Origin of the sequence: Desulfovibrio sp. 7SRBS1 (assembly GCF_049723905.1) — a bacterium.
In the GTDB taxonomy this organism is placed as follows: Bacteria; Desulfobacterota; Desulfovibrionia; order Desulfovibrionales; family Desulfovibrionaceae.
In genome coordinates, this window is sequence record NZ_JBJKFD010000001.1 from 1,656,124 (window position 1) to 1,676,758 (window position 20,635).

General features: G+C 54.8%; 18 protein-coding genes. 5 read left to right on the forward strand and 13 right to left on the reverse strand.

Going from position 1 to position 20,635, the window contains the following annotated elements:
- Nucleotide 1: 1 nt before the first annotated feature.
- The 13 genes from ACI0FJ_RS07715 to ACI0FJ_RS07775 form a co-directional block, all read right to left on the reverse strand.
- On the reverse strand, nucleotides 2–1,348 hold the full coding sequence (locus ACI0FJ_RS07715; protein ID WP_424301329.1) for a putrescine aminotransferase: 1,347 nt from the start codon (nucleotides 1,346–1,348) through the stop codon (nucleotides 2–4).
- A 48-nt stretch (nucleotides 1,349–1,396) separates the two neighbouring features.
- Entirely contained in the window at nucleotides 1,397–2,953 is a 1,557-nt protein-coding gene (locus ACI0FJ_RS07720; protein WP_424301332.1) for an amidohydrolase, read from the reverse strand.
- 62 nt (nucleotides 2,954–3,015) lie between these two features.
- Complete coding sequence (locus ACI0FJ_RS07725) at nucleotides 3,016–4,050, reverse strand: polyamine ABC transporter substrate-binding protein (protein WP_424301335.1); 1,035 nt, start codon at nucleotides 4,048–4,050, stop codon at nucleotides 3,016–3,018.
- 56 nt (nucleotides 4,051–4,106) lie between these two features.
- Complete coding sequence (locus ACI0FJ_RS07730; RefSeq protein WP_424301338.1) at nucleotides 4,107–4,904, reverse strand: ABC transporter permease; 798 nt, start codon at nucleotides 4,902–4,904, stop codon at nucleotides 4,107–4,109.
- Nucleotides 4,901–5,809: an ABC transporter permease gene (locus ACI0FJ_RS07735; protein WP_424301341.1), complete on the reverse strand. Its 909-nt coding sequence runs from the start codon at nucleotides 5,807–5,809 to the stop codon at nucleotides 4,901–4,903. The genes ACI0FJ_RS07730 and ACI0FJ_RS07735 overlap by 4 nt, the downstream gene beginning before the upstream one ends.
- The gene (locus ACI0FJ_RS07740) at nucleotides 5,802–6,824 is read right to left on the reverse strand and encodes an ABC transporter ATP-binding protein (RefSeq protein WP_424301344.1); all 1,023 of its coding nucleotides are present in this window, start codon (nucleotides 6,822–6,824) and stop codon (nucleotides 5,802–5,804) included. The genes ACI0FJ_RS07735 and ACI0FJ_RS07740 overlap by 8 nt, the downstream gene beginning before the upstream one ends.
- A 17-nt stretch (nucleotides 6,825–6,841) precedes the next feature.
- Nucleotides 6,842–8,152, reverse strand: coding sequence for a 4-aminobutyrate--2-oxoglutarate transaminase (gabT, locus tag ACI0FJ_RS07745; RefSeq protein ID WP_424301347.1), 1,311 nt, complete (start codon nucleotides 8,150–8,152; stop codon nucleotides 6,842–6,844).
- Between the two features lie 332 nt (nucleotides 8,153–8,484).
- Entirely contained in the window at nucleotides 8,485–10,176 is a 1,692-nt protein-coding gene (locus ACI0FJ_RS07750) for a sigma 54-interacting transcriptional regulator (RefSeq protein ID WP_424301350.1), read from the reverse strand.
- Nucleotides 10,177–10,463: 287 nt separating this feature from the next.
- Nucleotides 10,464–11,732 carry a hypothetical protein gene (locus tag ACI0FJ_RS07755; RefSeq protein ID WP_424301353.1) on the reverse strand — a complete coding sequence of 423 codons (1,269 nt, stop codon included), beginning with the start codon at nucleotides 11,730–11,732 and terminating at the stop codon, nucleotides 10,464–10,466.
- A 64-nt stretch (nucleotides 11,733–11,796) separates the two neighbouring features.
- Entirely contained in the window at nucleotides 11,797–13,134 is a 1,338-nt protein-coding gene (locus ACI0FJ_RS07760; RefSeq protein WP_424301356.1) for a hypothetical protein, read from the reverse strand.
- Between the two features lie 180 nt (nucleotides 13,135–13,314).
- A complete protein-coding gene (locus ACI0FJ_RS07765) occupies nucleotides 13,315–15,111 on the reverse strand; it encodes an amino acid ABC transporter permease (RefSeq protein ID WP_424301359.1) in 1,797 nt (598 codons plus the stop codon).
- A 72-nt stretch (nucleotides 15,112–15,183) separates the two neighbouring features.
- Nucleotides 15,184–16,011, reverse strand: a complete 828-nt coding sequence (locus ACI0FJ_RS07770) for an ABC transporter substrate-binding protein (RefSeq protein ID WP_424301362.1) — start codon at nucleotides 16,009–16,011, stop codon at nucleotides 15,184–15,186.
- Between the two features lie 196 nt (nucleotides 16,012–16,207).
- Nucleotides 16,208–16,936 (reverse strand): amino acid ABC transporter ATP-binding protein, encoded by a 729-nt coding sequence (locus ACI0FJ_RS07775; RefSeq protein ID WP_424301365.1) that lies wholly within the window; start codon nucleotides 16,934–16,936, stop codon nucleotides 16,208–16,210.
- A gap of 324 nt (nucleotides 16,937–17,260) precedes the next feature.
- Here ACI0FJ_RS07775 and ACI0FJ_RS07780 point away from each other — a divergent pair, with 324 nt between their 5' ends.
- The 5 genes from ACI0FJ_RS07780 (at nucleotide 17,261) to ACI0FJ_RS07800 (ending at nucleotide 20,171) form a co-directional block, all read left to right on the forward strand.
- The gene (locus ACI0FJ_RS07780; protein WP_424301368.1) at nucleotides 17,261–17,482 is read left to right on the forward strand and encodes a hypothetical protein; all 222 of its coding nucleotides are present in this window, start codon (nucleotides 17,261–17,263) and stop codon (nucleotides 17,480–17,482) included.
- Nucleotides 17,483–17,490: 8 nt separating this feature from the next.
- Nucleotides 17,491–17,973: a hypothetical protein gene (locus tag ACI0FJ_RS07785; protein ID WP_424301371.1), complete on the forward strand. Its 483-nt coding sequence runs from the start codon at nucleotides 17,491–17,493 to the stop codon at nucleotides 17,971–17,973.
- 139 nt (nucleotides 17,974–18,112) lie between these two features.
- Nucleotides 18,113–19,003, forward strand: a complete 891-nt coding sequence (locus ACI0FJ_RS07790) for a DMT family transporter (protein ID WP_424301374.1) — start codon at nucleotides 18,113–18,115, stop codon at nucleotides 19,001–19,003.
- A gap of 95 nt (nucleotides 19,004–19,098) precedes the next feature.
- Nucleotides 19,099–19,755, forward strand: coding sequence for a LexA family transcriptional regulator (locus tag ACI0FJ_RS07795; protein ID WP_424301377.1), 657 nt, complete (start codon nucleotides 19,099–19,101; stop codon nucleotides 19,753–19,755).
- Nucleotides 19,756–20,015: 260 nt separating this feature from the next.
- Nucleotides 20,016–20,171 (forward strand): hypothetical protein, encoded by a 156-nt coding sequence (locus ACI0FJ_RS07800; protein WP_424301380.1) that lies wholly within the window; start codon nucleotides 20,016–20,018, stop codon nucleotides 20,169–20,171.
- The last annotated feature ends 464 nt before the right edge of the window (nucleotides 20,172–20,635 follow it).

A 20,635-nucleotide genomic window follows, 5' to 3' on the forward strand; every position in this document is an offset into this window, starting at 1 on the left:
ACTATAACGACTTGATAACGTCTTCCATCCGGTTCAGGGCTTCGTCGAGAAGCTCCATGGGAATATTCAATGCAGGTTCAAAACGGATGCACTTGGCATTGGTAAGTGTTCCGGCGGTCAGCACCCCGTGTGCAAACAGGCCGGAAGCCACGGCATATCCGATCTCGTCACTCACAAACTCCATGCCGATAAGCAGGCCGAGGCCGGTGATCTTGGAAAAGATGCCGGGGTGGCGTTCGGAAATCTCGCCCAGCTTTTTCCTTACATACTCGCCCTTCATCTTGGCCTGGGCCGGAAGGTCTTCTTCGTGCATCACGGAAATGGCGGAAAGCGCCGCGGCGCAGGCAATGGGGTTGCCGCCGGTTGTGGTGGTGTGCATGAAGGGGTTGGGTTCCATGACCTTCCAGATTTTTGGCGTGGAGAAAAAACCGCTCATGGGCACCACGCCGCCGCCAAGGGCCTTGCCAAAGCACATGATGTCCGGGGCCACGTCCCAGTTGTCCACGCCGAACACCTCGCCGGTGCGGCCGAAACCGGTCTGGACTTCGTCGGCAATAAGCAGCACGCCGTACTTGTCGCAGATCTCACGCAGGCGGGGCCAGAAGTCGGCGGGCGGAACAATGGCACCGGCTTCGCCCTGTACGGGTTCGGCCACCACGCCCGCGATGTCGTCGCCCACAGCCTGGGCACGGGCCAGCTCCTGCTCCACGGCATCGGCATCACCAAACGGTACATGGCGCATGCCTTCCAGCAGGGGCAGCAAAGGTTTACGGTAATCGTCCTTGCCCATCAGGGACAGCGAGCCCAAAGTCTTGCCATGAAAGCCCTTGAGCATGGAGATGAAGCCTTTTTTGCCGGTGTAGAACTTGGCAAGCTTCATGGCGCCTTCCACAGCCTCGGTGCCCGAGTTGGCGAAAAATCCATACTGGATGTCACCGGGGGTGAGCATGGCAATAACCTTGGCCAGCTTGGCGCGCAGGGGATCGAGCATTTCCTGGCTGTACTGGGGAGAGCGGTCCAGCTGGGCCTTGACCGCCTCGACAATTTTGGGATGGCGGATGCCATAGCTGTACAGCCCGAAACCGCCCAGAATATCAATATATTCACGGCCCAGAACGTCGCAGAGGATAGAGCCCTGTCCGGTCCATTCGGTAACGGCAAACTCACCGCTTTCGGTCACGGACTTCCGGTATTCCAGAAAGCCCTTGTTGATGTGATCCCGAAAGTTGTCCACGGTTTCCATGGCAATCTTCTTTCTGATGTCCTCGGAAACGGAACCAGCGGGTTGCTTGATGATATCTACAAATTCGGTGGCCTCTTCAAATGCCTTGGCGACATTGCGTTCCATTACGTAACTCCGGTAGTTTTGCGTTTGTATTCAGTCGCTTCAATTTCTTCAGGAACGGGAGTCCGGGCCATCCCTGGGCTGTTCCACCGGCTTGCCGTCCACATAGGCCCGCACCACGCGGATGCCGCTGATGGCGTCCGGGGAAACGGCCAGAGGGTCGGCATCCAGAACGACGAGGTCCGCGACCTTGCCGGGTTCTATGCTGCCGCGCAGATTTTCTTCAAAAGAGCTGAAGGCCGCATCACATGTGAACATTCGCAGGGCCTCTACCACGCTTATCCGCTCACTTTCCACAGGGTGCAAAACCGCCCCCTGCACGCCCATAAGCGGGTCGTGGGGCGTAACCGGACAATCCGAACCGCCGCAGACCTTCACCCCGGCGTCCAGGATGGTACGGTAGGGATGCAGCCTGCGCAGCCTGTCGTCGCCGATCCGCTGCCGGTAGTCTTCCATGTCCACAAGGCAGGGAAGAAAAGCCGGCTGCATGGAGGCGATAATCCCGGCTTTTGCCATGCGGTCTATCTGGTCGTAGGTCGGCACCTCCACGTGCTCTATGCGGTGGCGGTGGTCCTTGCGCGGGCTCTTTTGCAGCGCCTTTTCCATGGCGCTCAGAACCTGTTCGATAGAACGGTCGGTTTCGCAATGAATGGCGATCTGCAAACCGGCCTCGTGCGCCCGCAGGATGAATGTGTCCATTTCCTCCTGCGTGAAATTGAGTACGCCCCTGTTTTCCGGCTGGTTGGTATAGGGCTCGAAAAAGGCCGCCGTGTAGCAGTCTATGGCTCCGTCCGCACAGATGCACCCGCCGATGCGCGGAAGGCCCAGCCCCACGGTTTCCTCTATGTCCATCACCTGGTTCCAAAGCACCATGTGCACGGGCATGGAATCCATATTATTGGCAAACAGCACCCCGTCGCCAGGACCGTATTCCCCACCTTCCAGGGCATGCATCGTGGTCACGCCCCGGCGCAGCGCGCTGAAGGCCGCCCGGCGGCAACTTGCCAGCTTGCTTTCCGGGCTTCTCTGGCGGCTCAGGGCGGGAAAGACATGGGTCAGGGCGCCAGGGTCCCTGACAATTCCCGTAGGCTGGCCGTTCTCCACATCCAGCCCCTCCAGCCCTGACGGAAGGTTGAATATATCAAGCGCCATGGTGTTGAGTGAGCACATATGCCACGAGCACTGCACCACCAGCACAGGATGCGTTGTGCAGACACGGTCCAGCTCCTCGCGGGTGGGCAGGCGCAGTTCGCGCAGATTCAAGTCATTGGCGGAATAACCCATGATCCACTCCCCGGATGGGATGGTACGGGCGGCTTCGGCAATGCTCTGAAATATATCGTCAAGACAGGTGGCCGGGGAAAAATCCAGCCCGTCCATGACCTGTCCGGCAAGGACCGTATGCTGGTGCGTATCGATGAATCCGGGCATCAGGGTCTGGTTCTGCAGGTCGTGCACCGGCCATCCCATATCCATGAAGGGAGCCATGTCTTCTTTGGAGCCCACGGCCCGGATAATGCCGTTTTCCACGGCCAGGGCCGTAAACCTGGTGGCTGCCTCGTCCATGGAGATGCCGTTGGCATGAAGCATGATGAATGTGTTCTGCATGGCCTTTTCTCTGGTCTTTTCTCTGGCAGGCCGGGGTTTCCCCCGGCCTGGTTGTGATTTTCCTAGCGGGTTTTGATCATGGTCCAGAGTTCGTCGTAGATGCGGTTGTTCTTACCGAGGTCGTTGATGAAGTGCAGCTTGGACATGTACTCCTTGGGCGGGTACACGGAAGGGTTGTTCAACGATACCGGATTGATGAACTCGTGCGCAGCTTCGTTGGGCGAGGCATACTCGGTCCAGTTGGAGAGCTTGGCACCGGTCTTGGCGTCCAGAACGTAGTTGATGAACTTGTAGGCGGCGTCCGGATTGGGTGCGTCCTTGCAGATGGCCATGTTGTCCACCCAGGCGACCGTGCCTTCGGCCGGGTTGGCGAATTTGATGCCGGGGTTTTCCTTTACGGCGCGCAGTCCGTCGCCGTTGTAGACGATGGCGGCCACGGCGGTCTTGGCAACAACCTTGCTGCGTCCGCCCGTGCCTACGTCAAAGCCCTGGAAGTATTTGCTCTTCTTGGTGTCCAGCATCAGCTTGGCAAGCTGCTTCAGCTTGGACTTTTCCGTGGTGTTCACGTCCATGCCCATGTAGCTCTGGGCGCAGCCGAGCATTTCGCGCACCGAGTCGATGAGCACAAAGGGACCGACCTGCTGCTCGGGGTTGAACATTACCCCCCAGGAAGGCTGGTCGCTCTTGATGACGTCGCCGTTGTACAGCATGCCCAGAGTGCCCCACTGGTAGGCCACGGTGTACTTGTTGCCCGGATCGTAGGGAGGGCTTACGAACATTTCGCTGAGGTTCTTCATGTTGGGAATCCTGGAATGATCAAGTTCCTTGAGCAGCCCCAGGTTGACCAGACTGGAAATGATGTAATCGGACGGAACGATCACGTCGTACTGGGATACGCCCCCGGCCTGCAGTTTGGCCAGCATCTCTTCCATGGACTCGTAATAGTCCACACGCACGTCGATGCCTGTCTGCTTTTCAAATTCCGGGACAAAGTCATCCGGCATGTACTCGGACCAGATGAACAACCTCATTTCCTGCGCCATGGCGGAAGTCGCCAACAGGGCCACCATCATCAGGGCAAGGATAAATTTTTTCATTGCAGCACTCCTCGTTTTTTCAGTTGCAAATTTATTCCGCACAGGGCGCAATCGCCCTACTTCTTGCTTTTCCGCGACATACGGTCGGTAAGCACAACCATGATCACGGAGACCAGCAGAACCAAGGTGGACAGAGCGTGGATTTCCGGGGTCACGCCACGACGGACAGACGCGTAGATGTACAGAGGCAGCGTCACCGAAGTGGGACCGGCGGTGAAAAAGCTGATCACGAAGTCGTCCAGGGAAAGGGTAAAGGCGATCATTGCACCGGAAACAATGCCCGGCTTGAGCAGCGGCAGCGTCACCCGCTTCAGCAAATAGGCGTTGTCCGCGTACAGGTCGCGGGCGGCCTCTTCCATATCCGTGGAGATGACCTCCAGCCGGGCACGGACCACCAGGGCCACAAAGGCCACCTGAAAGGTAACGTGGCCGATGATCATGTTCAGCAGGCCGGGGCTGAAAACCGAGGACACGTAACGCAGCAGTGCGAAGGCGATGACCAGGGCGGCGGCAAAGACGATTTCCGGCACCACAACGGGCATGTTCAGCACAACGTCGAACATGGAGCTTGCCTTGCGGGGCCAGGGAAAACGGTTCAGGCCGATGGCCAGCGCAGTGCCGAGCACCGTGGCGATTACCGTGGAAACCACGGCCAGGATGAGCGTATTGCCAGCGGCTTCCAAAATGGCGTGGTTATGAAAGAGCTTGAAGTACCAGTCCAGGGTCAGCCCTTTCCAATCCAGGCCGAAGCGGGATTTGTTGATGGAAAAGGAGGCCACGGCAATGAGCGGAATATACAGGAAGGCCATGGACACCCAGGCAATGAATCCGACGTATCCGGGAAACTTTCTCATATCAGCTCTCCCTTCTGCTTCACGTACTTGTTCTGCAAATGGAGTCCGCCAAGGGTCAGGACGATGAGGCACAGGCTGATGGCGGCACCAAAGGGCCAGTCGCGGCTGGTGCCGAACTGCTGCTGAATCAGGTTGCCGACCATCATGTACTTGGCGCCGCCCAGGAAGTCGGGAACCACGAACATGCCCATGGCAGGAACAAAGGTGAAGGTGATGGCCACGGTAAGGCCGGGGATGGTCTGGGGCAGGATGGCATGAACAAACACCCGCCATTTGCCCGCGTACAGATCATTGGCCGCTTCGACCAGGGACCAGTCCATTTTTTCCACGCTGGAATACAGCGGCATGGTCACAAAAGGCAGGAAGGTGCCGATCATGCCGAGGTAGACGGCCAGGGAGCTGGGATACAGCGGGCTGCCCATGGGTACGATGCCGAGATTGGCCGCGAACTTGGCAAACGGCATCTGCGGAGCCAGCACCAGCAGCCATGCGTAGGCCCGGATGACAAGGTTGGTCCAGAACGGGATGATGAGCAGCGTAAGCCAGACGTAGCGTTTCCGTTCCGGTTGGTTGGCAATGTAGAAACACAGCGGATACGAAACAAGGATGCAGATGAGGGTGGTCCAGAAGGCGACCCAGATACTGCGCCACAGGATCATCAAATAATCCGCGGACCAGCCGAACAACCCGAACCCGGCCAGGCGGGTGAAGTTGTCGAACGTCCAGGTCCACTCTATCTCGCCGTAGGTTCCCCGCGTGGTGAAGCTGACAACGATGAGCAGCAGCGAGGGAACGACGAGAAAGAGCAGAATCCACAAAAAGCCGGGGGAAAGAAAGTACAGACCACGCTTAATGAGCCGGGTCCGTGACGTCAGTTCGCCGTTCCAGATGGTGATGTTAGTCATTGAGCACCACCAGGGCATTCGGAAGCAGTTCGACCCACACATCATCACCCTTGGCAAGGCCCCTGCGGGGAGCGGTGCGCATGCACAGGCCTCCGGCTTCCAGCCAGACCTCCAGGTGATCGCCCCGGTAAAAAACGTTTTTCACTTTTGTCCGCACACCGTTGATTTCCGGCTGTTCCGGACGCAGCACCACGTTTTCCGGACGAATGGCCAGGCTGCCCTTCTGCCATTCCACCGCCCTGTTCGGCTTCAGGATGCCCATTTCCGTTTGAACGCCTTCAGCCGTGGCGGTTCCGTCAATAATGTTCGCCTTGCCCAAAAAATCGGCCACAAAACGTGTCTTGGGATTTTCATACAAGGCTCTGGCCTCTTCGCACTGCACCACCTTGCCGTTGCGCATCACCGCAATTCTGTCCGACACGGTCAGGGCTTCGTCCTGGTCGTGCGTCACAAGAATGAAGGTGGTTCCCAAATCCTGCTGCAACTGACGCAGTTCGGTCTGCAGTTCGTGCCGCAGCTTGGCGTCGAGGGCAGACATGGGCTCGTCCAAAAGCAGAATTTCCGGTTCGTTGACCAGGGCGCGGGCCAGAGCCACACGCTGACGTTGTCCGCCGGAAAGCTGCTCTGGCAAACGCGAGGCAAAGTCGGACATGCGGACCATGTCGAGCGCCTTATCCACCTTGTTGGTGATTTTACGGGAATCCACCTTGCGGGAACGCAGCCCGAAGGCCACGTTCTCGAAGATGGTGAGGTGAGGAAACAGTGCGTAGCTTTGAAAGACCGTGTTCACGGGGCGTTCGTTGGCAGGTAGGCCGTTGACCCGGCGTTTGCTCACGATAACCGATCCAGAATCTTCAAGTTCCAGCCCGGCAATGATTCTCAGCAACGTGGTTTTGCCGCAGCCCGAAGGGCCCAACAGGGTGAAAAACTCCCCTTCCTTGGCAATAAGATCCACATTGCTCAGGGCTTCGACTTCCCCGTAATTCTTGTAAATAGCGTACGCTTCAAGACTCATGTCTCAGCTCCTCGGAATTATGATTGGCTCTTACCGGCCTCGGCAATGGCGGACTCCAGAATCTCGAGTCCTCGTTCCAGTGTGTCGTCGTCAATGGTCAGCGGCATAAGCATACGGATTACGTTTCCGTAGTTGCCGCAGGACAGGATGAGCAAGCCGGATTCGATGCATTTGCGAACCACCGCGGCGGTCATCTCCTTGTTCGGTTCACGCGTCTGCCGATCCTTGACCAGCTCCAGCGCAATCATGGGACCGCTGCCCCGGACTTCGCCGATGCAGGGTTCCTTTTCCGCCAGGGCATTGAAACGGGCGAACAATTTGTTGCCGAGTGCTTCGCCCCGCTCCAGCAATTTTTCCTTTTCAAAAACGTCTATGACAGCCAAGGCCGCGGCGCAGGAAACAGGGTTGCCGCCGTAGGTTCCGCCCAGTCCGCCGGGATGGACCGCATCCATTATTTCGGTCTTGCCGACCACGGCGGAAATGGGCATGCCGCCGCCCAGGCTCTTGGCTACCAGGGTGATGTCGGCTTCGATGCCGTGATGCTCCATGGCGAACATCTTGCCGGTACGGCCCATGCCGCTCTGAATTTCGTCGGAGATAAAGACGATGCCGTTCTTTTTGCAGATGGCCTGCAGCTTGTGGAAGAACTCCGAAGGCGGCGTGATGAAACCGCCCTCTCCAGCCACGGGCTCGATAATCAGGGCCGCCACGTTTTCCGCGGGCACGTTGTTGAGGAAGAAATCTTCAAGCCTGTCGCCACACTGCACGGAGCACGTTTCAGGAGACTTGCCATAGGGGCAGCGGTAGCAATAGGCATACGGGATGTGGTAAATTTCCGGGGCAAAAGGCCCGAACCCGAACTTGTAGGGTTTGACCTTGCTGGTCAGGGTCATAGCCAGCAGCGTTCTGCCGTGAAACGCCGTGTCAAAACCGATGACGCCTTGCCGCCCGGTAGCCAGGCGGGCAATCTTGATGGCATTTTCAACGGCTTCGGAGCCGCTGTTCAGAAAGACCGTTTTCTTGGGGAAGGAACCGGGCGTGAGCTTGGCGAGTTTTTCGGCCAGCTCCACGTACGGCTTGTACATGGCAATATGGAAACAGGAATGCAGGAGCTTCCCCGCCTGTTCCTGTACGGCGGCGACCACGTCCGGGTGGCAGTGGCCCACATTGTTGACGCCGATTCCACCGACGAAGTCAATGTACTCATGTCCTTCAACATCATATATAAGGGCATTTTCCGCTTTTTCGGCAAAGATACCACACAGGTTGGACACACCTGCAGCAACGGACGCGTTTCTTTGAGATTGCAATTCAGAGTTGGTAGCCATTCGCGCATTTCTCCTTTTGAATAGGAGACTGCAAAAGAAAATCCAGCGAATGACCAGAAATTGAGAAAATGAGTAAAAGCAGTATATTAGGAGAAAAAAGAATTTTAAGGCAAACTATCGCTGATTCAAAAATGAATCATATGATTACAACTAACATATTGAAATTAAACAATTTATATATTGATTCATTTTTGAATCTAAAATATTAAAATACATAATTGGTAAATTATGACATACAGACGCACTTTATTTCTCTCAAAATCCGCTTAAAAAGCCAGAAATCAAAAAATATCTTTATTTATCAGCATGTTATAAGTTAACTTTTTCGTTATTTACTTCAATGGCGCTTCCAATCCATACTTCCGCAGCTTCCGCACCACCCCGGCCTGGCTGATCCCCAAAAGCTTTCCCATCTCCCTGGTGGTACGGCAGACCTCACGGGCCTGGGCCAAGGCATCGCGTTCCACATCGTCGAGCCGCTCCTGCAGCGTAAGCAGGCACTTGTCGGGTTGCAGCGGCCTTTCTTCCGGAGAAGCCAGCACTGTATCCAGTGCCACCTCAAAGTCCCCGCCGTCGCTCAGGGCCGCGGCCTTCATAATCAACGCCTCAAGGTCGTGGGTATTGCCCGGGTACTCCTGCCGACCGAGCAGCGTCAGACAATAGGGCGTCATTTCCAGCCGCGTCTGCAGGATGGCATTGGCCCGTTCCAAAAACAATTCCGCCAAACTCGGGATATCCTCGGCCCGTTCACGCAGGGGCGGGACATGCAGCGTAAACATGGCCAGCCGACGGTACAGGTCTTCCCGAAACAACCCGCGCGAGACCTGATTTTCCAGTCCGGAATGGGAGGTTACCAAAAGAAAACAGTCCAGCTTCTTTTCCTTGCGTCCCCCCACCGTTGTAAAACTCCCATCGTCCATGCAGCGCAAAAGCTTGGCCTGGGTCTGCATGGTCAGCGCGCCCACGTCGTCCAGCATGAGGGTGCCCTTTTCTGCCAACGAAAGTATCCCGGCCCTGGCCTTGCCCGATGTTCCAGGCACGGCACCCGCCACACAGCCGAACAATTCCGCATCCTGCAAAGCCGGAGGCAGAGCCGCGCAATTGATGTTCATAAACGGTCCGCCCGAGTGAACACCACAACGGTGGATGTACTGCGCCAGGGAATGCCTGCCTACGCCGGTTTCCCCGCTGATGAGAATGCATTGCGCTTCCAGCCGGGCAAACTTCAGCCCCATGTCCGCCACCAGCCGCATTTTGGGGCTGGCTGCAATCAGCTCGCTTTCGTCCTCGTTTTTCAGGGATATCTCGGTAAGCAGTTCACGGGCCTTATCCCGGGCCATGCGGGTTTCCTCCATGGAGGATCGCATGTTTTTCAGGTCGGTCACGTCGCGTTCGTTAACCACCACAAATTCTATTTCTCCATTTTCGTCATAATGCGGTGTGCCGGTTACATGCAGATATTTTCCCACGGGAATGACATGCTGTACAAAGCTGACCTGCCGCTTGCGCTCCAGCACTTCCATGGTCACCGACCTGTCCAGCAGCCCTTCCGCCAACACGTCGTGGATGAATCGCCCGACAACCTGCCTGGCGCGTACTCCGTTGAGACGTTCACTGGCCTTGTTGAGGGCACATACTCTGGCGTCAGCATCGGCCACCCAGATGCCGTCCGTGGCATTGTCGAACGCCTGCTTGAAAAAACGGAACGTCTTTTCCTGCTCCAAATCCCTGCCCAACGGTTGCAGCATGACCACAAAGCCGACACTTTTCAGGGGGTAGACCTGGATAAGATGGCCGACGTCGTTGATACGCACCAAAGTACCGGACGGAACCTCGCCCTTGATCCGAAAAACCGTGAGCACATCGCCCACCTCCATGGAAAAGCGGGCCACATGCTTCCCTGTGAAGCCGCCAGCCAGGGAACGACCGGCCTTGTTGGCATCCACAATGCCGCCGTCCTTGTCCAGAATCAGAACCGGCTGCTTAAACATTTCCAAAGAGAGTTCAAGAATACGTTCGCTCATACTTCATCCGGCTAAAAAATACGTCCATGCAAGCCACTTCACCGAGAGAACCAGATGGGAGTTCCGACCAGACACCATCCATCCGACCTGCGTTCCCGTCAACAATGTCAGGGAGAATTTTATTGTGCAACTCTAGAAAAACAGAAAAATTCAAATACCAAGAGCGTAGCCCAAAGAAACAGCATACAACCCAAAAAACCGGCAAACGGCTCCCCGCTTACCGGCCTCAAAAACACACACCGCCCCTTTTTCCGCCCGGGACGAACGAAAAGGGACTCAGCCTTCAATCAAACAATCTGCTCCCAGGCGGCCCCATGCTGCCTGGCAACCTCCACCCCTTTGTCGGAGTAGAGCGGTGGATCATCGTAGACAGCAACCTCTTTGCCCAGGCTACGCCCATCTAGGGCCTGTTCCAGCTTGTCCATAAAAACATCTTTCAAATTTTTAAACAACAGATCCGAACTGCCGTTATTGCTATGTGCAGCTCTGGAAAATACCCGCCCAACAGCAGACAAGCCGACATCATCCTGGGCAACGGAGTTTTCCACTCCTGCCGCTTGCCCGTTTGCGGATGTAACAGAAGTTGAATCCAACGCGCTTATCGCCGAACGCCCGAACAACGCCCCAGCCAGGGCTTCTGCACTTTTCCCAAGTGTACTTTCCGCATCTTCCGTGTAGTTGTTTCGGTAGGCGTTGCGAAAATAGGTATCCAGCCTGTCCATAGCCGCCTCAACCACCTGCTGCATGCCCGGTGCACCTTCTTCCCGGCCGTACAGGGAATTGAGCCTGGAGTAATAAACCTGCTGCGTTGCTTTGATGGCATCTTCAACAATATCCCCGGCGCCCTCTACTTCTTTGTCTGGGTCTTCTTTGTCTGGCGCTTTTTCATTTGGCAGCTTTTGGCCCCCATTCACGGCTAATGCGTTTTTCTCTTTGGAAAAGGCGCTTTTGGTGGCTCCAAGTTGTGTTGCAAACCCTTGGTTCAAAGAGTCCTGTCCGCCCAAATTCTGTTCACGGAATTTGGAGAAGTTTTTAATCTCCATGCTCTGCCCTTCGAAATCCGCAAACACGAGATAGCTGAATTGATCAAACAATTCATTATGAAGCGTCCGGCCACTCTGCGCCCCTATATCTAAAAGGTGCTTACGGGCCACTTCCGAAACATCGGAAAGAAAATTCTGCACCACGGAACGGGCGGAATCGTAGTTTCCATTTTTAAGATGCTGCTCGAGCGACGAAACAAAGCCATCGTACTTTTCCGAGGAAATACCCTTTTCCACCCAGCTTCCGTCAGAGCCGAATTTACTAAGGAAAAGGTCTTTAAATTGAGACATTACCCCCGCCATCGCCTCATCTGCCCGAGATGGCAGGGACACCGAATCGACTTTCTCCACAACAAGTTTTGCAGGGATAACGACAGGTGCTAGCCTTTCTGCCAGTTCGTCCAACTCACTCGTATCAATCGCCGGAAAACTATTGGGGTCTGCTTTCTGCCGGGCAGGCGTGGAGGACATGGATGCTGAATAAGAGGATGAAACAACGTTGTTCGCAATCATACGTTCCCCCCAAAAATCACATGGCCGTTCTCTATCATCTCAAATGCCGCCGAGTCACAAAATCCTACACCGTCTTGTCCATGGTGTTGCCCTGCTGCTTCAGAAGTTCCAGCTCTTCGTTGGTGTAGTGACGCCCTTTTAAAGTGACGGTTATCACCTGAGCCAGCTTGCGCCCGTCCAGCCTTTCCAAAAGACGGTCCATGAAAATGTTGTCCAGCCCGGCAAAAACTTCATCGGTAACGCCCACACCACTTCCTGCAGCCCTACTGTAAAGGTTCCCCAAATTCGGCAGGTCTTTTGTAAGCTCGGCGTAGACTTCACTATAAAGCTTTTTTTCCTCGGACATGGATCCGTTGGACATCATCTTTGCCCTCAATCCAGCCTGGGCTGCGGCGTCAGCCTCACGGTCCACCAAATTCTGCATCCCTATTTGCCCGAACAAGGCTCCGGCAAACATCTCGGCGCCCTTTTGCATCACGCTTTCAGCGTCTTCCGAGTAGTTGTTTTGGTAGGCATTGCGAAAGAGCGAATCCATCTTCCCCATAACCGCTTCAATGGCATTTTGCAGTCCGGGCGCTCCGGATTCTTTCCCGTACATGGCATCAAGACGGTTCGTGTACAGATCATGAATTTCTTCGACCAACCCGCCGATAAGATCATCGGCCATGCCCGGCTCTTCACCATCGGGAATCCTGGTCGGGTCCCGGCGGTCCATGACGGTCATTCCGTCATCGTTCTTGTATCCGCTTATTTTCTGACCATCATCAGTCGTAATCGTTGTATACTCGCCAAGGGAGTCCCTCTGGTTGACACTTTTCTCCCCCGCACCAGGCACGCTATCCACGGTCTTGCCCAGCGCCTCGCCCTGCCCCCCACTCGGAGCACCATCGGCATAGGCAAGGTCCCCGAAACCTTCCGTAAAGCTTTTGCGCAAGGTGCTGCTGGAACGGCTGCCGATCTGCCGAATCTTTCTTCCAGCAATCTCTGCCAGCTCACCCAAAAAATCGCGCATCCTCTTGCGTGCGCCATCCCAATTGTTCGACTTGAGTTCCTCGTCCAACCGAACCGAGAACTCTTGAAATTTATCCTGGGGCATGCTTTGCGCCAGCCATTCCCCTTCCGGGTCAAACTCCTTGATGAACCGATCGACAAATTCCGTCTGAGCCGCATCCACGGCATCTTCCGCTCGTTCTCTCAACTCTTTGGTGCTGACACGTCGCAACAGAATGTCCTGCACCTCCACACCAGTCCCCAGCGCGTCAGTCCCCGGAGCAACAAACCCGGACTGTTCCGCAATGCTCTTCGTACCGTTTTGCACGGAAACGCTCCGCATCTTTTGGGCAAACGAAGTGGAAGAAGAGGAAGCAGCGGCAAACGAACTGTTTATATTTCCGATCGGCATGGGCACTCCCAAAAAGAAAGGATTAAATAATCACTATTTTCTATTTCGGTTCGTTGGAGCGCAACATTTAGGTCAAGAAGGCGTCTTTCAAAACAAAATACAAATTTCATATAAAAAAAGAGCGCCCCCCGTGGGAGGCGCTCTTTGAATAGCTAAATAATATGTAGTAACGCAGCCTGTCTACATTTCCAGGTTCACCCTTTCCGGACTCAGCTTGCGTTCCAGCCTGTTGGCCACAATGCTCATAAGGTAGCAGCAGACAAAATACAGCGTCGCCACCGTGGTGTAGACCTCGAAGGGATAGACCATGAGACGGTTGTTCAGCCCCTGAGCCACAAAGGTCAGTTCCAGAACGCCGATGACATAGGCCAGCGAGGTATCTTTGAAAATGGCAATGAACTGGCCGACAATGGCCGGAATCATCTGCTTGAGAGCCTGCGGCAAAATGACCTTGCGCATGGTCTGGAAATAGGAAAGCCCCGTTGAAAACGCGGCTTCGAACTGCCCGGCAGGGATGTTCTCTATGCCCGCACGCACAATTTCGGCCAGATACGCCCCAGTGAACACGGTAAGAGCTATAGTGGCGCTCCAGAACACGTCGAAGAACGTGTTGAACAGCACGGGGATGAAGAAATAAATCCAGAAAATGACCATGATCAGCGGCACGCCGCGAATACATTCAATGTAGATCGTAGCCGGAACGCGGAACAGGAGGTTGTTCGACGTCCTTCCCAGACCGGCGACAAGGCCGATGAAAAAGCTCACCGTAATGGCGATGACCGACATCAGGATGGAATAGGCCAATCCGCCCAGTCCCCAGAACAGCTCGTTGGGGCCTCCATTGGGAAAACGCCAGATGAGCAGCAGGGAGATGTTGTCGCCGATGATTTTCCAGTTGAAGTGGTACAGGCCGTACAGGGCCTTGCCCAGCAGTCCCAAAAGGGCCAGCAGGAAAAAAATCTTCAACGCCCAGGAGACCAGCCACCAGACTTTTTTGAAAAAGGCGAGCCATGCGGCCCGAGTCTGGGAGTAGCTCAGCGAGGCTCCCCTGGACTGGCGGCGCTGCAAACGGAAGAGAGCCAGCCGGGAAAGCATCGAGGTAACGGCCCCGCCTTCCGCTCTGGCCAAGGCGCGCTTGGCCATGGACTCTATTTTCATCCGGGTGTTTATCTTGTTCATTATGCCGGAAATAATCAGCGAAAGAGCAAGATACAGCAGCGTGGCCGCGGTGGTCGCCTCAAACCCCTTGAATGTGAGGGACTCTACCTGCTGGGCCTGCCAGCAGAGCTCGGCCACGCCAACCACCATAGCCAGGGAGGAGTTCTTCATGTTGTTCAGGAACTCGCTTCCCAGGGGCGGAATGATGTTGCGGAAGGCAATGGGCAGGATGATGCGGGTCAGCACCTGAACGTAGTTCAGCCCCGAGGAATACGCCGCTTCCAGCAAGCCCTTGTTGATGGACTGCAAACCGGCACGGATGACCTCGGCCATGAACGCCCCGGTGTACATTCCAAGGCCAAGGGTGGCACTCCAGAATTCGAACCCGAAGGTGACGCCGAACATCTCGAAACCCAGATTGAAAACCCAGTCCCTGGCCACCTCGGGAAGCCCCATGGGGAAGGCGAAGTACCAGAAGAAAAGTTGTACCAGCAATGGCGTGTTGCGGAAAAATTCAACATATGCCGTGGAGAGCCAGCTCATTGGCCGGAACTTGGACAGACGGCCAAGCCCGAAAAATATACCCAACCCAAGGGCCAGGATGGAACTGACCACGGAAATGAAGACCGTTATCTTGACGCCCTTGAGCAGTTCCAGCCCGAAAACCTGCCCATAGGTGGGGTTTTTGGCGTACAGAACGCTCCAATCGAAAGCGTAGCCGAAATTGAAAACCCATCCCCAATAGTAGATCATGCCCACCATGAACAGCAGCAGGCTGATGATCTGCACCCATCTTTTTTCAAACCAAAAACGTATCATGTAGTGACTTCAAAAAGGCACGGGCCCGGTTGTCCGAGCCCATGCCATTAAGTTGCGGTTGTTCCCTTCAGCCTACGGCCACATTTCGATCTTTTCGGTCATGGGGAACTCATAGGCAGTTCCGGGACCGTACCACTTGTTGTAGATCTTCATGTAGGTGCCGTCCGTCCATATGTCCTGGATGGCAAAGTTCACGGCGTCGCGGAACTTGGAATCATCCTCGGGAAGGCCGATGCCGTAAGGTTCGTCGCTGATGAAATCGCCGATCAGCTCATACTTGCCGGGTTCCTTGGCGGCATAGCCCAGCAGGATGGTGGAGTCGGTGGACCATCCGGCAACACGACCCATCTGCAGGGCCTGGAAACATTCGGATTCCTTCTGAAAGGAAATCACGTTCTTGTCGGCCTTGTCGTCGCCCAGGGACTTCAGCTTGTTGCGGGCGTTGATTTCGGAAGTGGTGCCCTGCATGGAAGCAATTTTCTTGCCCTTCAGGTCGTTCCAGTCCTTGTACTTGCCCTTTTTGACCAGCACTTTCTGGCCGTCGAAAAAGTAGGTGATGGTGAAATCGATGGATTTGTCGCGTTCACGCTTGTGCGTCATGTTGGCTACGGACATATCAATGCGGCCCTGCTGCACAAAGGCGATACGGGTCTTGTTGTTGACGGGTACGCGATCCAGCTTGCAGCCGAGACGATTGGCAATTTCCTCGGCAATGTCCACGTCGAAGCCGACCCACTGGTTCTGGTCGTTGTAGAAGGCTCCGGGAATGGAGTCGGTCATGATGCCGGCACGCAGGACTTTGTCCTTCATGACCTTGTCGTAGGTTGCACCGGCCAGGGCCAGGGAAGCCGCTGCCATTACGAGCAGAGCGGCCAGAATGGAAGCTTTGACCATTCTCATGAATACACCCCTTTAGTTTGGTTGTTGAAAACTCGAGCAATCATCCCTTTCGAAAAGAAGATACGGCACTGACGGAGCCGTTTCCTCCTCCCGTTTTTCCATACACAGGCCCGGACTTGCCGGGCGGTTCATCATCCCTTGCCCGAACGTACGCGCCGCAGGTTGCCCAGTGATTCTCCAATCAGGCCGAGTAGGCCTAGTGGGAGAGAATCTTGCTGAGAAACTCCTTGGAACGGTCGGATTTCGGATTGGTGAAAAATTCTTCGGGCGTGTTTTCCTCCACCAGGATGCCTTCATCCATAAACACAACCCTGTCCGCCACCTCGCGGGCAAACCCCATCTCGTGGGTCACGCAGGCCATGGTCATGCCGTCGCGGGCAAGGGCCTTCATAACGTCCAGAACCTCGTTGATCATTTCAGGGTCCAGAGCCGATGTGGGCTCGTCGAAAAGCATGATTTTGGGGCGCATGGCCAAACCGCGGGCAATGGCCACCCGCTGCTGCTGCCCCCCGGAAAGCTGGGAAGGATAGGCATGGGCCTTGTCCGGAATATTGACCTTTTCCAACAGCTCCATGCCCAGGGCGTTGGCTTCGGAACGCCCCATTTTGCGGACCATCACCGGAGCCAGAGTCACGTTTTCCAGAACGGTCATATGCGGATACAGGTTGAATTGCTGAAAGACGAAACCGACCTCCGCCCGAAGCATGGTCAGGTTCAAGGTCATGTCGCCAAGGTTGGTCCCATCGACGGTGATGGTGCCTTTTTGAATGGGCTCGAGGCGGTTGATGCAGCGGATGAGGGTACTCTTGCCAGACCCGCTCGGACCGCAGATGACCACGACCTCGCCCTTGGTTATGTGCAGGTTGACATCCTGCAAAACGTGGTGTTCGCCATACCACTTGTTCACTTTCTCAAATCGGATCACTCGAAACTCCCGAAAACTCGATTACTGAATTCGCCTTGTTAACAAAATCAGACCCTTCCAACAAGCCAAGGCAGGAAAAACTTTGGCATTTTATCAAAATAAGCAAAAAAATATCTCTGTTTTTAATAAATACGGAACTTTCGAACCAGCTGTTCGCGATAAACGCATTGCCTTGACAGCAGGGGGGAAGAAGGGATTACAATATACATCGGGTTGTGCCCTTCCCTTGTCTGTAAATCTTTGCAATATACACATCCAGTGGTAACGCAACTTACGAGATTACGAGCGCAAAGGATCTCTAGCCTTATGGATGCATTCGTCTTTATGTTCGTCATAATTGCAATTGTTCTGGAATTGCTCTTTTTCCTTTCTCATTACGACAAGCACCGGAACAAACTTGCCAAGCGCAAATACGAATTCAGATTTCTGGAAACCAAAGTATCTGCAAAAATAGATGCTTTGAATGCCGAAGTGGAATTGCTGGAGCATGAAGCTGAAACAGCCCGAGCACAACTCAGCAGTGCTGAACACAATTCCGGAGTATAAATTCTGCCATGGTAATCGCCCTCTCCCTTCTTCTTCTCGTTGCCTGCTCATTGGGCTTCCTCTTCTTCAGCAAACAAATTGTGATATGGTACAATAAATCCCTGGCCGAAATAACAGCCAAGGAAGAAGCTCTGAGCACTGAATACAAGGAACTGAAAAAACGCAAAAACAGCTTGAAGTCTGAAATCCAAAACATTGAACAGAAAATTTTTCTTCTGAAAAACGACTGGATTGAGGCACCGGAAGAAACGCCGACACTCAAAAAAAATACCAAGTCTTCAGGCGAGGATGTTTCCCATTGGCTGCTCTCGTCCGGCAGGATAACCATGGAGCAACATCAAAAGGCCCAAAAGCTGACAGGAAAAGTCGCGCAGGACTTTGTGGAAACCTGCATTGTACTCGACTTTCTGGATGAAAAAACCATCAAAGAAGCCCGCCGCATCATGCGTACCGGGCAGCTCCCGCCTCGAGAAATAAAAGCCCCAAAATAGCCTTCCCGCCCCTTCTTCCATCTAAAGCAAAACAATTGCCTGTTCTGTGTGTTTGCCATACAGTACGCGGCTTCCCGTCAGATTTCGTCTGGTTTGCCCAGCGAATTTCGAACATCCCGGAGCGACATACGGAGCAGCCATGCAAACCAGAGAACTCAAAGCCGACGCACTCTTGATGATTACCGCCCTTATCTGGGGGGGGGCTTTCGTCGCACAACGGCTGGGAATGGACCATGTCGGACCATTCACCTTCAATGCCGTTCGGTTCGCCTTGGGCGCTGCGGCACTTGCTCCCATTGCCATGCGCAGCCACGGCACAAGGGGCGATGCGCTCTCGGGCTGGAAAGCCGCAGTTGGCAGCCTTGGCGCCGGAGCTCTGCTCTTTGCCGGGTCCTCACTCCAACAGATGGGCATCATCTGGACAACGGCAGGCAATGCCGGTTTCATTACGGGCCTTTATGTCGTTATCGTCCCCTTTCTGGGCCTGTTCTTCAGGCAGCGCCCGGGACTAGGCAGTTGGGTAGGCGTAGTCCTTGCCGTAAGCGGAATGTATTTTCTCAGCGTCACCAATGGTGGCATTGCCATGAACAAGGGTGACATCCTGGTCTTTGTAGGTGCATTTTTCTGGGCCGGGCATGTTTTGCTGCTCGGCTGGCTGGCACCACGCATGAATCCTATCCGCCTGTCCTGTGTGCAATTCGCCTGCTGCTCCGTGCTTAGCTTTTTCGTAGCCCTGCCAACGGAAACATTTACCCTAACCGGGTTGTACGGCGCTGCCGGTCCCATCCTCTACGGCGGGCTCATGAGCACCGGCGTAGCCTATACCCTGCAGGCCGTTGCCCAGCAGGACGCCCCACCCACCCACGCAGCCATCATCCTGAGCCTGGAAGGCGCATTCGCAGCCCTCACAGGCTGGATAATCCTCGACGAAATGCTCACACCCCGAGCCCTGGCAGGCTGCGCCCTGATCTTTGCCGGAATAGTCACTGCGGAATTGGCTCCCAACCGAACTCCAAGCCAAGCAGAATAGGTTTTTTGAAGAATGTTCAAGACGTTCTAAAAAAAGCTTGCCGTCATGTTAACTTTTATATACAAGATAAACACGATATGAACATGGAGTGACGTGTGACAATATTTGATGAATTTTACAGCAGGATTCGCAAGGCCACCGGCCTGCAGACACAGCAGGAGCTGGCAGCCCTGTTGGGCGTGAATCGTTCGGCCATCACCCAGGCAAAAAAGCGGGGAGCAGTGCCGGAACGCTGGATTCTCAAAGTTTCACGCGACATGGGACTGAGCCCGGACTGGTTGGAAAACGGACGCGGCCCCGAACGCATGCCATCCGGAGCGGCTTACGGCACAAATGACGACGACTTTGAGCGTGTGCCCAAAGTACGGGCCAGGTTGTGTGCCGGTGGCGGCTCGTTCGAAACCGGAGGCGACATTGAGGGCTTCTACTCCTTTCGCCGGGAGTGGCTCCGCCGCAAGGGTAACAGCGGCCGGATGGTCCTTATGGATGTGTTCGGCAACTCCATGGAACCGGAAATCCGCGAGGGCGATACCGCCCTGCTGGACCAGGCCCAAAAAGACATCATCGCAGGCGGTATCTATGCCGTGGGCCTGGAAGACACGGTAATGCTCAAACGGGTAGAAAAAAGACCCGGCGTGCTTGTACTGCTGAGCGACAATGTCGACTACTCCCCCATTTATCTGCGCGGGGAGGAAATCGACCAGTGCCGTATCATCGGCAAGGTGGTCTGGGTCTGCCGGGAATACCGCTAAAAGCAGAGCAACAGATGTTGCCTGCGAAACAAGAGCAAGCCGGGACAACAACCGGCAGGGTGAGCGCCAACCGCCAAAAGAGAAGCCAAAGCAGCTGGCTGAACAGGCAAAAGGGGCAAAAGGACTGGAGGTCTGAAGCCATGGATCTTTTGAAGAGACAAGTCCTTTAAAAAAGAACGGTTAGAAGCGAGATATTTTTTTGCCCTTCAGGTTTATATAAATAAACAAAAAGATAGCAAACGCAACACGAGGAGAACATCATGCAACGCAGAACGTGCCAATGCGGACGGGACATCTGGGTACAGTACAAAAAAGGACGCTTTGCGGTCTTTTGGCTGATGAGCATTGAGTTCGGAAAAACCGTGCATCGTTGCCCCGATTGTGGACGCCGCCTGGACATCGACGAACTCGACTAGTGTTGATGACCGCGGCCTGAAATAACTTCTCAGGTTCGCTCATGCCGCTTCCGGAAGTTCTCCAATTTCTGGTCGCGCCTAAGGGACATGCTCAAGACAGGACATCCCAAAATGGGACATGCCCAAGACGGGATATGCCGGAGCGAAACATGCCGTGTGGAGTGCTGTATTTTTGTGAAACGGATGTGCAGTCGAGACACGAGTCTGTCCGGCACACTACAAAGCGTATTTGTGAAGGATCAGGTCTCAAAAACAGAGGCAAGACCTACAACGGGCCCGCTCCTGAGAGCCCAAATGCCCAAATGCCCAAGAGAAACACACGGTTTGTACGACGCAAGGGGAACGATGAGCTGTCCCGGTGGTGGTGAATTGCTGTTGTTTTTACAATAGACGACAGCAGGCAGCTCTGCATTACGCAGCTCCACGAGCAGAACATTTGCTGGCATCCGCTGCACCCAAAAGTT

Bases quoted from the DNA above. Each gene is read 5' to 3' on its own strand.
- ACI0FJ_RS07765 (WP_424301359.1), bottom strand. From the start codon at position 15,111: ATGATACGTTTTTGGTTTGAAAAAAGATGGGTGCAGATCATCAGCCTG.
- ACI0FJ_RS07755 (WP_424301353.1), bottom strand. From the start codon at position 11,732: ATGATTGCGAACAACGTTGTTTCATCCTCTTATTCAGCATCCATGTCC.
- ACI0FJ_RS07725 (WP_424301335.1), bottom strand. From the start codon at position 4,050: ATGAAAAAATTTATCCTTGCCCTGATGATGGTGGCCCTGTTGGCGACT.
- ACI0FJ_RS07785 (WP_424301371.1), top strand. From the start codon at position 17,491: ATGGTAATCGCCCTCTCCCTTCTTCTTCTCGTTGCCTGCTCATTGGGC.
- ACI0FJ_RS07720 (WP_424301332.1), bottom strand. From the start codon at position 2,953: ATGCAGAACACATTCATCATGCTTCATGCCAACGGCATCTCCATGGAC.
- gabT (WP_424301347.1), bottom strand. From the start codon at position 8,152: ATGGCTACCAACTCTGAATTGCAATCTCAAAGAAACGCGTCCGTTGCT.
- ACI0FJ_RS07770 (WP_424301362.1), bottom strand. From the start codon at position 16,011: ATGAGAATGGTCAAAGCTTCCATTCTGGCCGCTCTGCTCGTAATGGCA.
- ACI0FJ_RS07780 (WP_424301368.1), top strand. From the start codon at position 17,261: ATGTTCGTCATAATTGCAATTGTTCTGGAATTGCTCTTTTTCCTTTCT.
- ACI0FJ_RS07735 (WP_424301341.1), bottom strand. From the start codon at position 5,809: ATGACTAACATCACCATCTGGAACGGCGAACTGACGTCACGGACCCGG.
- ACI0FJ_RS07750 (WP_424301350.1), bottom strand. From the start codon at position 10,176: ATGAGCGAACGTATTCTTGAACTCTCTTTGGAAATGTTTAAGCAGCCG.
- ACI0FJ_RS07740 (WP_424301344.1), bottom strand. From the start codon at position 6,824: ATGAGTCTTGAAGCGTACGCTATTTACAAGAATTACGGGGAAGTCGAA.
- ACI0FJ_RS07800 (WP_424301380.1), top strand. From the start codon at position 20,016: ATGCAACGCAGAACGTGCCAATGCGGACGGGACATCTGGGTACAGTAC.
- ACI0FJ_RS07715 (WP_424301329.1), bottom strand. From the start codon at position 1,348: ATGGAACGCAATGTCGCCAAGGCATTTGAAGAGGCCACCGAATTTGTA.
- ACI0FJ_RS07730 (WP_424301338.1), bottom strand. From the start codon at position 4,904: ATGAGAAAGTTTCCCGGATACGTCGGATTCATTGCCTGGGTGTCCATG.
- ACI0FJ_RS07790 (WP_424301374.1), top strand. From the start codon at position 18,113: ATGCAAACCAGAGAACTCAAAGCCGACGCACTCTTGATGATTACCGCC.
- ACI0FJ_RS07760 (WP_424301356.1), bottom strand. From the start codon at position 13,134: ATGCCGATCGGAAATATAAACAGTTCGTTTGCCGCTGCTTCCTCTTCT.